This window comes from Streptomyces sp. P5F9 (assembly GCF_057961495.1).
The window spans coordinates 15,623-28,735 of the sequence record NZ_JBXVPZ010000024.1 but is presented as its reverse complement, the minus strand read 5'-3'; the positions used below and the strand labels follow the sequence as shown (position 1 = coordinate 28,735).

The 13,113-nt window shown below is 68.1% G+C and carries 10 protein-coding genes and 2 riboswitches; of the genes, 2 read left to right on the top strand and 8 right to left on the bottom strand.

What is annotated here, in order from left to right; translation table 11 throughout:
- Nucleotides 1-63 precede the first annotated feature (63 nt).
- Nucleotides 64-234 (top strand): 50S ribosomal protein L32, encoded by a 171-nt coding sequence (gene rpmF, locus AC31A1_RS07130; RefSeq protein WP_019065309.1) that lies wholly within the window; start codon nucleotides 64-66, stop codon nucleotides 232-234.
- Nucleotides 235-240: 6 nt separating this feature from the next.
- Nucleotides 241-1,425: a GTP-binding protein gene (locus AC31A1_RS07125; protein ID WP_489652398.1), complete on the top strand. Its 1,185-nt coding sequence runs from the start codon at nucleotides 241-243 to the stop codon at nucleotides 1,423-1,425.
- A 1,074-nt stretch (nucleotides 1,426-2,499) separates the two neighbouring features.
- Here the strand turns inward: AC31A1_RS07125 and AC31A1_RS07120 are convergent.
- From AC31A1_RS07120 to gcvT, 8 genes are all read right to left on the bottom strand, one after another.
- On the bottom strand, nucleotides 2,500-2,916 hold the full coding sequence (locus AC31A1_RS07120; RefSeq protein WP_489652397.1) for a hypothetical protein: 417 nt from the start codon (nucleotides 2,914-2,916) through the stop codon (nucleotides 2,500-2,502).
- Between the two features lie 211 nt (nucleotides 2,917-3,127).
- Nucleotides 3,128-6,343: a tetratricopeptide repeat protein gene (locus AC31A1_RS07115; RefSeq protein ID WP_489652396.1), complete on the bottom strand. Its 3,216-nt coding sequence runs from the start codon at nucleotides 6,341-6,343 to the stop codon at nucleotides 3,128-3,130.
- Between the two features lie 378 nt (nucleotides 6,344-6,721).
- Nucleotides 6,722-7,621, bottom strand: coding sequence for a nucleotidyl transferase AbiEii/AbiGii toxin family protein (locus tag AC31A1_RS07110; protein ID WP_489652395.1), 900 nt, complete (start codon nucleotides 7,619-7,621; stop codon nucleotides 6,722-6,724).
- Entirely contained in the window at nucleotides 7,621-8,235 is a 615-nt protein-coding gene (locus AC31A1_RS07105; RefSeq protein ID WP_489652394.1) for a type IV toxin-antitoxin system AbiEi family antitoxin domain-containing protein, read from the bottom strand. Before AC31A1_RS07105 ends, AC31A1_RS07110 begins: the two co-directional genes overlap by 1 nt.
- Nucleotides 8,236-8,496: 261 nt before the next feature.
- Entirely contained in the window at nucleotides 8,497-9,864 is a 1,368-nt protein-coding gene (locus AC31A1_RS07100) for an L-serine ammonia-lyase (RefSeq protein WP_489652393.1), read from the bottom strand.
- Nucleotides 9,865-9,955: 91 nt separating this feature from the next.
- Nucleotides 9,956-11,230 carry a serine hydroxymethyltransferase gene (gene glyA, locus AC31A1_RS07095; RefSeq protein WP_489652392.1) on the bottom strand — a complete coding sequence of 425 codons (1,275 nt, stop codon included), beginning with the start codon at nucleotides 11,228-11,230 and terminating at the stop codon, nucleotides 9,956-9,958.
- A gap of 15 nt (nucleotides 11,231-11,245) precedes the next feature.
- A complete protein-coding gene (gene gcvH, locus AC31A1_RS07090; RefSeq protein WP_019058529.1) occupies nucleotides 11,246-11,623 on the bottom strand; it encodes a glycine cleavage system protein GcvH in 378 nt (125 codons plus the stop codon).
- Between the two features lie 111 nt (nucleotides 11,624-11,734).
- Entirely contained in the window at nucleotides 11,735-12,862 is a 1,128-nt protein-coding gene (gcvT, locus tag AC31A1_RS07085) for a glycine cleavage system aminomethyltransferase GcvT (protein ID WP_489652391.1), read from the bottom strand.
- Between the two features lie 34 nt (nucleotides 12,863-12,896).
- A riboswitch (glycine riboswitch) is annotated at nucleotides 12,897-13,006 on the bottom strand.
- A riboswitch (glycine riboswitch) is annotated at nucleotides 13,007-13,106 on the bottom strand.
- Nucleotides 13,107-13,113 lie beyond the last annotated feature (7 nt).

Genomic DNA, 13,113 nt, shown 5'->3' with positions numbered 1-13,113 from the left:
TGCTGCGACTCACCGGCAGCCGTCGCGGTCGTCGTAGCCATCACCGTCGTCCAGGAGGACCCCATGGCCGTTCCCAAGCGGAAGATGTCCCGCAGCAACACCCGTCACCGCCGCGCCCAGTGGAAGGCGGCCACGCCGACGCTCGTGCCGATCACCATCGACGGCGTCCCGTACCTGGTGCCCCAGCGGCTTGCGAAGGCGTACGAGCGCGGACTGCTGCGCCCCGAGGGCTGACCGTCCATGTCCTACGGCTCTCACGACCTGCTGCCCGTCACCGTCCTGTCCGGATTCCTCGGCGCGGGCAAGACCACTCTCCTCAACCACGTCCTCGGCAACCGCGAGGGACTGCGCGTCGCCGTCATCGTCAACGACATGAGCGAGGTCAACATCGACGCCGCCCTGGTGCGCGGCGGCGAGGCGGCACTGTCCCGCACCGAGGAACGCCTGGTCGAGATGACCAACGGCTGCATCTGCTGCACCCTGCGCGACGACCTGCTGGAGGAGATCGACAAGCTGGCCCGCGAGGGCCGCTTCGACTACCTGCTCATCGAGTCGTCCGGCATCTCCGAACCCATGCCGGTGGCCGCGACCTTCGCCTTCGCCCGCGACGACGGCGCCACCCTCGGGGAGATCGCCCGCCTGGACACCATGGTCACGGTCGTCGACGCCGCCCACTTCCTGCCCGAACTGGCTGGCGGCGACGAACTCGCCGAACGCGGCCTGGACCAGTACGAGGACGACGAACGCACCGTCAGCGACCTGCTCATGGACCAGATCGAGTTCGCCGACGTCATCGTCCTCAACAAACTCGACCTCGTCGACGAGGAGTCGGCACACCGCCTGCGGGCGACACTCACCCGCCTCAACCCCGCCGCACGCATCGTCCCGGCCGTCCACGGCCGCGTGCAGGTCGCAGACGTCCTCGGCACCGGGCTCTTCGACCTGGAACGCGCCCAACAGGCCCCCGGCTGGGTGAGAGAGCTCAACGGCGACCACGTCCCCGAGACGGAGGAGTACGGCATCTCCTCGACCGTCTTCCGCTCCGAACTCCCCTTCCACCCAGGCCGGTTGTGGACCTTCGTGACCGAGGAACTCGACAGCGGCGCATACGGACAGATCCTGCGCTCCAAGGGCTTCTTCACCCTGGCCAGCCGCCCACGGGTGACGGGCCTGTGGTCACAGGCCGGCTCCGTCGCCCGCTTCGAACCCTCCGCCGCGAGCGACCCCGACAGCACCGACAGCCCCGAAAGGCAGGAACTGGTCTTCATCGGCACACACCTGCACCCGAATGCCCTACACGCGGCCCTGACCAACTGCCTCATGACCGGCAGCGAGAACCTCCCACCCGTCGACCCGTTCCCCACCTGGGACACCTACGGCATCGACCACACCTGCGAGCACGAGCCCCCCGAACTCGTCGCGTGAGGGGAGTGTCCGCGAAGGCGACGACTTGCCGACCTCCCCGCACCACAGGTGACCCGCACGGCCGTCACCCGGCACCGCTGAGTTCTCCCGAGGGCCTGTTCGGGTCGCACGAGTCGGGACAGCCGACTGACGCGACCCGGGCAGACCGGGCCGCGCGGAACAAAGTTCATCCGGGACACCGGGACGGCAGCTGTCGGGCCGGGCGATGACACGGTGGCGGTCGGCCCGACGTCGGCCCGTGTCGTCGGAGGCGTGCGGTTCGGCGATGTTCGGGGCGCGTGGCGCGCCTCCCCTCGGCGAAAAGGGACGCCGGGAGGCGCGGCAACCCTGTTCAGCCCGGTGATCTGTTCCGCCTGCTCGTTGTCCGCGAACCGCCTTGAGAAGTCAGGGCCGATCCCGTCAGCACTCGATGATGTTCACCGCGAGCCCACCCCGAGCAGTCTCTTTGTACTTCGCGTACGTGTGGACGACTGATGATCATGGGGTTGACCTGCGGTTTTGATATACCCAGGCTTGCCTTGAATCACGTCAGGGACTTTTTGGGGACTTCTTATCGGGGGCTGATTACAACGTGTCCCATGCTGCGTGAGACGCCTGTGGGGTTGGGTCGTTGATGCTCGGGCGGCATCCGATGACTTCGGTGAGCCCCGCACTTGTAATGCGGTGTTCATACGCGAGCGCCCTCCCGGGAAGTAGAAGGGCGCTCAACGATGACCAACGTCGACACTGCCGACAGCTCAGCAGCAGGTCAAGACTTTGATCGAGGAGACGGCCGCAGGTCACGGCCGCCGTTGACCAGTTGTGGCTGTGCAGCAGTCGAAGCACAGAGCCAAGGTCCGGTGCTCGGACAACAGGGAGGTCAGCCGAACCACGAGCTGCTACGGACGGGCTGAAATGAAAGAGCGCGCCGCACGGGTGCGAGGAGCCTGAGGGAATCGGAAGGCGCATCAGGTTCCGGCTGGCGTCGGTCGGTTCAGCGACCGACGGTTCCTGGCGTGCGGGGTGGATCAGAGCAGGGCCGACGGCATCGCGCACAGTTCGAAGGCTGGCGGCAGAACTTCATAGCGAGCAGGGTCACGGACGGATCGTGGTGTTGTCTCCGGTGACGGCCGTGCCGATTGTCTGTGCGGCGATGGACCGTTCACCGGACGCGGTGATCGTCACCGCACCGGCCGCGGGAAGGTTGGCGGCCAGTTCCGCAAGCAGCTGCGGATTCTCCATTAGCGTCCGCTTGATCTGCTGACGCAGCGCGGCTGCAGCATCGGTGTCCTCCAGCTCCTCGGCCGCCTCACGCACCGCCGCCTCCAGTTCCGGGCGTCCGGCCGGGCTCCGGCGGCGCCAGACCGCGAGCAAAATACTGCGCCCTGCGTTTGCCGTGGCTCCTACCGCAGCGTCCTCAGCCCGGGCCAGTATCCCCGCACCATAGGCACCCAGGGCCGCGCTTAGATACGGCCCTGCCTGCTCCATAAACTGCACGATCTCCGCTCCCACAACCCACCCCTGAATTCCTGTCACTGACTGAGGCCGAGGCATCAGACTAAGCCGCTCAGCCGACGCGCACGGGGCAACTGGGCATTCGCGGGCCGTCGACCGGCCTCACTCCACGCGAGCCAAGCGAACACCCTCCTGCCCCTGGCGCGGTTTGGCTACGCTCCCGACTGCCAGGCTGCTGACCAGGGAAATGGAGAACTTCAATGGAGTACTAACGGTCAGACCGCAAAGTGGTGTACTCGGCTGCATCGATCTTTGCGCGGATCTGTTCAATGAGTGGGTTCTCTGGGCCCAGGGCGGGCTCGATCCGTTCAAGGGCTACGTGATAGAGGGCGATCGCCTTTCGGTGTGAGCCAGCCTCCTGGTGAGTGTCCGCCAGGGTGAGTTGGGCGCTCATGACATTCGGGTGGTCGCCGAGGGTGTGCTGCCAATGGGCGAGGTTGGCTTCGTACATTGGCACGGCCAGATCGGGTCGGTCGTCGGCCCGGTAGATCTCGGCCAGGTACTGCCGTTGCGCGAGTGTGTCCGGGTGGGTGGCGCCGAGTTCCTTCTCGGTGAGCGCGACGCTGTGTTCCAGCAGTTCGGTTGCCCGGGTGAGGCCGCCGGACCTGCCGTGGGCGCGGGCCAGCATGGTGGTGCAGTGCAGTGTTCGCGGGTGGGTGCCGCCGAGTTCGGTGTCCACTTGCGAGCGGACGTCCTCCAGGACGCCGACTGCCTGCGCCGCGTTGCCGGACTCGAGGTGGGCGGCCGCCAGGTTCGTCCGGCTGGTGACGGTGTTCGGGTGCGTGTCGCCGAAGATGAGGCTGAAGTTCCGCACGGTGGCTTCGAGGAGTTGGACGGCGCGTGTGGCGTTGCCGACTGTGAGGTGTGCGGTGGCCAGGTTGCTCCGACACACCATGGTGTGCGGGTGGTCCTCGCCGAGCGACCGGATGCACCGTTCCAGCGTCGACTCCGCGAGGGGCACGGCCCGCGCCGGATCGCCCGTCTGGCGCAACGCGTCCGCCAGGCCGATGTAGTTGGCCAGAGTGTCCGGGTGGGACTCGCCGAAGACCTGCTCGCACTGGGCGACGACGGTCTCGAACAGCGGGACGGCGCGAGCGGGGTTGCCCGCCGCGAGGTGAGCCTTCGCGAGGCCGTTTCGGGTGGCGAGGGTGTGGGGGTGGGTCTCGCCGAGCAGCGTGGCACGGTGTTCGAGGACGGTGTCGTACTGGGCGATCGCCCGTCCGGCGTCGCCGGCGGCCTGGTAAGCCTGTGCCAGCCCGTTCCTGGTGGTCAGGGTCTGGGGGTGGGTGTCGCCGAGCAGGTGGGCGCTCTGCGCGGCCGCGGTCTCCAGCAGTGGGAGCGAACGGGACGGGTGCCCGGCGTCCCGATAGGCGCAGCCGAGGTTCGCGCGGACGGCAATGGTCTCCGGATGCGCCTCGCCGTACACCTCCTCGCACCTGACCAGGGCCGTTTCGAGGTGCTGCGCCGCCTTGTCGGGGCGTCCGGCGATCGCATAGGCGTAGGCGAGGTTGTTCCGGCTGGTGATGATTTCGGGATCGCTGTCGCCGTGCGCCTGCTGCCATTGGGCGAGGACGGCGGTGTACATCGGAATGGCGCGGGACAGATTGCCTGCGGCGAGGTAGGCCGCCGCAAGGCCGTTCTGGCTGCTCAGCGTGGCAGGATGGGTTGGTCCTAGGGATCGCTCGTACTGCTTGAGGGTCGCTTCATGCAGGGAGACGGCACGATCCAGGTCGCCGGACTCTTTGTAGGTGCGGGCCAGTTCCTCGCAGCTGACGAGAGTGTCGGGGTGGTCGCCGCCAAGTGCTTGCCTACGCCGGTCCAACGTCTCCTCGTGGAGTGCTACCGCACGATCCAGGTCGCCGGCGTCACGGTAGGAGTTGGCGAGGTTGGAGTTGACGGTCAGCGTCCCCGGGTGAGAGTCGCCGAAGACTTGCGCGCACTGGGCGACCATCGGTTCGAGGATCGCGATGGACCGGCCGAGGTCTCTGGCGCCGTGGTAGGCGTTGGCCAGGTTCGCGCGGACCTTCATGGTGAGTTCGTGTTCGGCGCCGGCGAGTGCTTCGCAGCGGGCGAGGGCCGCCGTGAGCAGCGGAACGGCGCGGGCGTCGTGACCGAGGTTGATGAGATAGCCCGCAGCGCTCGCGTATCGTCCGGCGGGAAAGGTGTCAGCGTGTCCGTCAGGAGTGGTGGCCGCGAGCGCGACGAGGTGCGAGAGCAGCCGATCCCAGGCGGAGGACCGGCCAGAGCTGGGCGGTTCTCCCAGCGGGACGACTGCGGTACACAGCAGCCGTTCGGCCTCGGGCCTGCCGGCTGGCGCTGTGTCACCGAGATTCGACTGATTCCGGAGCGTGGTCTGGACCAGTCGGTGGATGCTCACTGTGTCCCGGGTGAGGGAAATCATGCAGTAGACAGCAAGAATCCCAAGGGCCTCATGAAGGTCGTCACTGTCGTCGGCGATAGGGGTCAGCAGTTCCACTGGGATGTCGTCGGGGGCCAGCCACGCCAGAGTGGACAGGACGGAGACTGCCAAGGGGTTGCGCTCTGTGAGGGTGCTGATCGTCTGGCGCCAGATCCGGGCGACGGTGCGCTCTGGGTCTACACCTTCGGTAGCCTTGTCCAACTTGCCGATCAGCTTTTGGCGGTAACGTTCGATGCTGATCGTCGGATTCTGCGCGAGGTAGGCGCCGGCCTGCATCAGTGCGATGGGAAGCTGCCCCAGGTCAGCGGAGAGGGCTCGGGTCTCCTGCATCTGATGGTGGGTCGGCGGAGTCGTGCCGAGCACCCACCTACAGAGGAGTTCACTCGCTGCAGCCAGGTTGAGTACGTCGAGGGCCAGCGTTGCGACGGAGGTCGGCCAGCTGGCTGACCGCCGGCTGGTGACGATGACGTGGCCGTTGGGCGTGCTGACGTAGGGCTGCAGATCGGCCGGATCCTCAACGTTGTCGAAGACCAGCAGCCACCCCGGATGCCACTGCAGCCACAACATCGCCCAGGCGGCGCGCTCTTCGGTAGATGCGCTGCCTGCCCACACGGGGATCAGCCTCAGAGCGAGGTCGGCCAGCGATTGCTCGATGTGGACGGGCGATCCGGCGGCAATCCACCACACCACGTCGTAGTCGCGACGGTGTCTGTGGGCATACGCAAGTGCGAGGGTGCTCTTGCCGACGCCGCCGAGGCCCTGGACGACGGCAGTCCCGGCGGCTCGCTGCCCGAGCGTGCCATGCAGCAGCCAGCCCAGCTCGTTCGTGCGGCCGAAGCACAGAGGGAGCGGCGGCAGGTTGGTGAGCCCGGCAGGCGCCTGGACATCGCGCGCCGAGTTCATCAACTCGGCCGTCAGAACGGTGACCGGGCCGGTGATCGCTGTCCCGATGCGGTGGGCGGCGACGGATCCGGTCCCTATCGCCTCGAAAATGAAGTCCGTCACCGCAGGACCCGCCGGCTCTCGTGGCCAACGGTGACCGTCGACTTTTCTCTGCCGTTTCGGGGCATGGCCCGGAACGGAAAAGGGTGGCGCACCGACGGCCTACTGTGTGCCCTCATCTCAGTCCCATCTGCAGGACGGCTGGATGTCTTGCCCTCCAGCACGGAGCGTACGCGTTCCTCATGGTGGGTCAGTTGTGGTCTCAGTTGGCGGGGAATCCGGGGTGGTCCACTCTCGTCCATGGTCGTCCGACATCAACACTGACCAGGTGTGTCGTTGTCTTGGTGGACGCCTGTTGAAGCCGGTGGGCCAAGATCGGACAACTCGTAATGCGTACGTCTCGGGTTCGCCCTGAAGCCTGGCCGGTCGGCCGGGTCTGGTTCATGACCACGTGAGGGTCGCCGAACTCCAAGTGAGAGTGAGAGCCTCGCCGTTGAGAAGCGAGTCCGCGAAGGCGGTGACCTGTCGGACGACGTCGGTGAAGCGTTCGGGGTAGCCGGTTGCAGCGGGACCTTGCCGACGGCGCCAGGCGGTGTACGAGGTCTGGCGACGTTCGCCGAGGTCGCTGATGGCGGTGCTGAGGGGTTTCAGGGTGATGTCGCGGTGTGCGGCTGTGGCGGTCAGCGCGGTGGTGAGTTCCTGGCCGTCGAGGTCGTTGAGTGCGAGCAGGCGGTAGAGGTCGCCGTAGTCGCGGTCGCGGGTGTTGAGATCGCCGAGTGAGACGGCGGTGGAGAGTTTCTCGGCGATGACGGTAGCGAGCGGGTAGCCGAAGAGTTGGAAGCTTTCCGCGGTGAGGTGCTGCGGGTAGTTGATGGTCCGAGGTCCAGGGGTGACGGGGTCGCCAAAACTGACGTCCAATTGGAGCTTGAGCCGGGCCCGGGCGATAGATGCGGCCATCGACAGGCGCAGGCCGTGGTACTCGTCCTCCTCGCGGATGGGCACGGTCCTGAGCGTCGCGGGATCGAATACGACTCCGTCGTCGATCTCGGTGGCGGCGATGGCCGCGATCCTGTGGACGGTTTCGGTTTCGGTGCCCGGGAACGAGCGGCCGAGGACGTCGATGTCGCGGGTCATCCGGCGTGCGCCGAACTGGGCGAGGAGCAGGCCACCCTTGAGGACGAAGTGTTCGCGGCCGAGGGGCGATGCGGCCAGGCGGTAGAGGAAGCGTTCGAGGACGTACTCGACCATGATCTCGTCCGTTGACCGGCTGGTGCGTCGGGCCAGGTTGCGCAGGTCGTTGTAGACGCGGCCGGCGGTGGTGTCACGAGTGGGGTTGGCCATCAGGCGAGCACCGCCTCAACGGCAGGGCGGATGACGGAGAGAGCACCCAACTCGCTCGCGACGTCCTGGAGTTCGCCGACGTTACGACGTCCGCCCTGGCGCAGATAGCGGCCGAGCGCGGACAGGGCGAGGGTCTCGCCGATGCGGCTGCGGTGGCGCATTGCGTCGACGACGCTGCGGGCGGCGCTGTACACGGGGATGGTTTCTCCAGGGGCTGCTTCGAATCGTTCGACGCCGAGGGCGAAGGTCGTCGGGGCGTACTGCGCGACCACGGTCGGCGGGTAGGAAATTGTGGGACGGCGGGTACCGCGCGGCACGGCGATGTGTACCGCTGTAGGGATGTCGTCGATGAGCTCATGCAGAGCCAGAGCGGACTCACCGCATACGACGGCACGCGGAGCCCGCGCGCACACAGCAAGCAGATCGGCGTGCGCTGTCTCCGGTGCGTCTGCCCGCCGGTAGACCCCCCGGGACAGTTCGTCTATCTCTCCCGCCGCGACCAAGGACGCCAGATCACGAGGGGAGAGCAGGACCTGACGTGCCTGCGCCGTCGTGAACGTGGGGGAGAGGCCGGTCAGCCGCTGCTCCAGGCGCGAGTTCTCCGCAGCACTCATGTATCGAATGGTACCCCTGTGGTGGCCTTAGGGGATCGATTTGATACATCCTCGCGATTGTCGGCGGCCTGTGCGAAGCGGAGCGGCAATCGAGGGTGTTGCGATTCCCCAGGTCAGGCGCCTGTCCCGTGGGACAACCCAGGGACTTTTCAGGGACTTTCACGCCTGTCCCAGGGCGTTTCCAGGGACTTTCCGCCGAGCAAGCAGGGAAGGCCCTGACAGCACTGAAAGAAACGAACGCGCTGCTCAGGGCCCATTCCCTCAGCATTCGATGATGTTCACCGCGAGCCCACCCCGAGCAGTCTCCTTGTACTTCACGCTCATGTCCGCCCCCGTGTCCTTCATCGTCTTGATGACCTTGTCGAGGGACACCTTGTGCGACCCGTCTCCCCGCATCGCCATCCGCGCCGCGGTGACCGCCTTCACCGCGGCCATGCCGTTGCGTTCGATGCAGGGGATCTGGACCAGGCCGCCGACGGGGTCGCAGGTGAGGCCGAGGTTGTGTTCCATGCCGATCTCGGCGGCGTTCTCGACCTGCTCGGGGGAGCCGCCGAGGACCTCGGCCAGCGCGCCCGCCGCCATCGAGCAGGCGGAGCCGACCTCGCCCTGGCAGCCGACCTCGGCGCCGGAGATGGAGGCGTTCTCCTTGAAGAGCATGCCGATGGCGCCGGCCGAGAGCATGAAGCGGACCACGCCGTCCTCGTCCGCGCCCGGCACGAAGTTGATGTAGTAGTGCAGGACGGCCGGGATGATGCCGGCGGCGCCGTTCGTGGGGGCGGTGACCACGCGGCCGCCCGCCGCGTTCTCCTCGTTCACGGCCATCGCGTAGAGCGTGATCCACTCCATCGCGTGCGCCAACGGGTCGCCCTCCGCCCGGAGTTGGCGTGCCGACATGGCGGCCCTGCGGCGGACCCGGAGGCCGCCCGGCAGGATGCCCTCCCGCGACATGCCCCGCGAGACGCACGCCTGCATCACGCGCCAGATCTCCAGCAGCCCGGCCCGGATCTCCTCCTCCGTGCGCCAGGCGCGCTCGTTCTCCAGCATCAGCGCGGAGATCGACAGACCCGTCTCCTGGGTGAGGCGCAGCAGCTCGTCGCCCGTGCGGAAGGGGTACTTGAGGACCGTGTCGTCCAGCTTGATGCGGTCGGCGCCGACCGCCTCCTCGTCGACGACGAAACCGCCGCCCACCGAGTAGTACGTCTTCGACAGCAGCTCGGTGCCCGCCGCGTCGTACGCCCACAGCGTCATGCCGTTCGCGTGGTACGGCAGGGTTTTCCGGCGGTGCAGCTTCAGGTCGGCGTCGTAGGAGAAGGGGATCTCGTGCTCGCCGAGGAGGCGGATGCGGCCCGACTCCTTGATCCGCTCGACCCGTTCGTCCGCGCCCTCCACGTCCACCGTGCGCGGCGACTCGCCCTCCAGGCCGAGCAGCACCGCCTTCGGGGTGCCGTGCCCGTGGCCGGTCGCGCCGAGGGAGCCGTACAGCTCGGTGCGGACGGAGGCGACGGAGTCCAGCAGGTCCTCGTTGCGCAGCCGGCGCGCGAACATGCGGGCCGCCCGCATCGGGCCGACCGTGTGGGAGCTGGACGGGCCGATGCCGATCGAGAACAGGTCGAAGACCGAGATGGCCACGGTGACTCCTCAGAACGCAAGACGTGCGGGGTGGTGCAAGGGGTAGGACACCGGCGCACACCTCCCAGTGTGCGCCGGTGTCCCCGACGGGCTACAGCCCGGGATACAGCGGGTACTTCTCCGCCAGCGCGGTCACCCGGGCCTTCAGACCCTCCACGTCGGCCTCCCCGAAGGGACTGGGCGCCTTGAGCGTCTCGGCGATCACGTCCGCGACCTCGGCGAAGTCCTCGGCCGAGAAGCCGCGGGTCGCCAGCGCCGGGGTGCCGATGCGCAGGCCGGACGTCACCATCGGGGGCCGCGGGTCGTTCGGGACGGCGTTGCGGTTGACCGTGATGCCGACCTCGTGGAGCCGGTCCTCGGCCTGCCGGCCGTCCAGCTCGGAGTTCCGCAGGTCGACCAGGACCAGGTGCACGTCCGTACCACCGGACAGGACGTCGACCCCTACGGCCTTCACGTCGTCCCGCACCAGGCGCTCGGCCAGCAGCCGCGCACCCTCCACGGTACGCCGCTGCCGCTCCTTGAAGTCCTCGCCGGCCGCGACCTTGAAGGAGACCGCCTTCGCGGCGATCACATGCTCCAGCGGACCGCCCTGGAAGCCCGGGAAGACGGAGGAGTTCAGCTTCTTCGCGAACTCCTTCTTCGCCAGGATGATGCCGCCGCGCGGGCCGCCCAGCGTCTTGTGGGTCGTGGATGTGACGACATCGGCGTACGGGACGGGGTTCGGGTGCAGACCCGCCGCCACCAGGCCCGCGAAGTGCGCCATGTCGACCCACAGGTACGCCTCGACCTCGTCCGCGATCCGGCGGAACTCCGCGAAGTCCAGCCGGCGCGGGTACGCCGACCAGCCCGCGATGATCACCTTCGGCCGGTGCTCCTTGGCGAGCTTCTCCAGCTCGGCCATGTCGACCAGGCCGGTCGTCGGGTCCACGTGGTAGGCGACCACGTTGAACTGCTTGCCGGAGAAGTTCAGCCGCATCCCGTGGGTCAGGTGACCCCCGTGCGCCAGGTCCAGGCCGAGGATGGTGTCGCCGGGCTGGGCCAGCGCGAACAGCGCGGCCTGGTTCGCGGAGGCGCCCGAGTGCGGCTGCACGTTGGCGTACTCGGCGCCGAACAGCTCCTTGACCCGGTCGATCGCGATCTGCTCGGCCACGTCGACGTACTCGCAGCCGCCGTAGTAACGACGGCCCGGGTACCCCTCGGCGTACTTGTTGGTGAGGACCGAGCCCTGCGCCTCCATGACCGCGACCGGAGCGAAGTTCTCCGAGGCGATCATCTCCAGCGTGGACTGCTGCCGGCGCAGCTCGGCGTCGACCGCGGCGGCGATGTCCGGGTCGAGCTCGTGCAGGGGCGTGTTCAGAACAGACATCAGGTGTACGACTCCTCAGCCGGCGGAAAACGCGGTGTACTCGTCGGCGGAGAGCAGGTCGCCCGGCTCCTCCGCGACGCGCACCTTGAACAGCCAGCCGCCCTCGAAGGGGGCCGAGTTCACCAGCGACGGGTCGTTCACGACGTCCTCGTTGATCTCGGTGACCTCGCCGCCGACGGGCGAGTACAGGTCGGACACCGACTTCGTCGACTCCAGCTCACCGCAGGACTCGCCCGCGGTCACCGTGGAGCCGACGTCGGGGAGCTGGGCGTAGACGACATCGCCGAGCGCGTTGGCCGCGAACTCGGTGATGCCGACCGTCGAGACGCCGTCCTCGGCGACCGACAGCCACTCGTGCTCCTTGCTGTAGCGCAGCTGCTGGGGGTTGCTCATGGCCTGAATTCTCCTGTACGCGGGGGAGTGCTGATGAATGGGGGACTACGGAGGACATCGGCGGGCAGGGGCGATCCGCCCCGGGTCACAGACGTGACGCTACGACGACTGTCACTTCTCGCGCTTGTAGAACGGCAGCGCCACGACCTCGTACGGCTCGTGACTGCCCCGGATGTCCACGCCGACACCGGCCGTGCCCGGCGCCGAGTGCGCGGCGTCGACGTAGGCCATGGCGATGGGCTTGCCCAGCGTGGGGGAGGGGGCGCCGGAGGTGACCTCGCCGATCACCTGACCGTCCGCGACGACGGGGTACCCGGCGCGCGGGACCCGGCGGCCCTCGGCGACCAGTCCGACGAGGACGCGCGGGGGCTGCGAGGCGGCGCGTTCGGCGGCCGCCTCCAGGGCCGTACGCCCGACGAAGTCGCCGTCCTTCTCGAACTTCACGACCCGGCCGAGCCCGGCGTCGAAGGGGGTCAGCTCCGTGCTCAACTCGTGCCCGTACAGCGGCATGCCCGCCTCCAGGCGCAGCGTGTCCCGGCAGGACAGTCCGCAGGGGACCAGACCGACGCCCTCGCCGGCCTTGGTCAGCGCCTGCCACAGCTCGACGGCGTGCTCCGGCTTCACGAACAGCTCGAAGCCGTCCTCGCCGGTGTAGCCGGTGCGGGCGATCAGCGCGGGGACGCCCGCGACCGTGCCGGGCAGACCGGCGTAGTACTTCAGGCCGTCGAGGTCGGCGTCGGTGAGCGACTTGAGGATGCCGGGGGACTCGGGCCCCTGGACGGCGAGCAGGGCGTACGCGTCACGGTCGTCACGGACCACGGCGTCGAAGCCGTCGCTCCGCTCGGTGAGCGCGTCCAGCACCACCTGCGCGTTGGAGGCGTTGGCGACCACCATGTACGCGGTCTCGGCGAGCCGGTAGACGATGAGGTCGTCCAGGATGCCGCCGTCGGCCCGGCAGATCATGGTGTAGCGGGCGCGGACGAGGCCCACGGAGGCGATGTTGCCGACGAGGGCGTAGTTGAGGAGCTGGGCGGCCTGCGGTCCGGTGACCGTGATCTCGCCCATGTGGGAGAGGTCGAAGAGGCCGGCCTTCGTGCGGACGGCGAGGTGCTCGTCGCGCTCGGAGCCGTAGCGCAGCGGCATGTCCCAGCCGGCGAAGTCGGTCATCGTCGCACCGAGCGAGCGGTGCAGCGCGTCGAGCGCGGTGCGGCGCTTCTCAGGGGTGGCGGTACTGCTCATCGGTCGGTCTCCCAAGGCATGACGGCGAGGTCGTTCCTCCCCATCTGTCATCGGGACCTGAGAGGTTCGCCATGACCGCACGCGGAACATGGGTTGCACCTTGGGTGGGACCACCGTCGCTGGCGGTCCGCTTTTCAGATGTGCCTCGCCCGCGCGGTAACGGGGCCTGAGAGATTCAAGGGAGGGACTTGCTCCTTCGGCGCCCCAGGTGACGTACGACTGGGGACTCTCCCGCGCGGATTCAAGCGGCC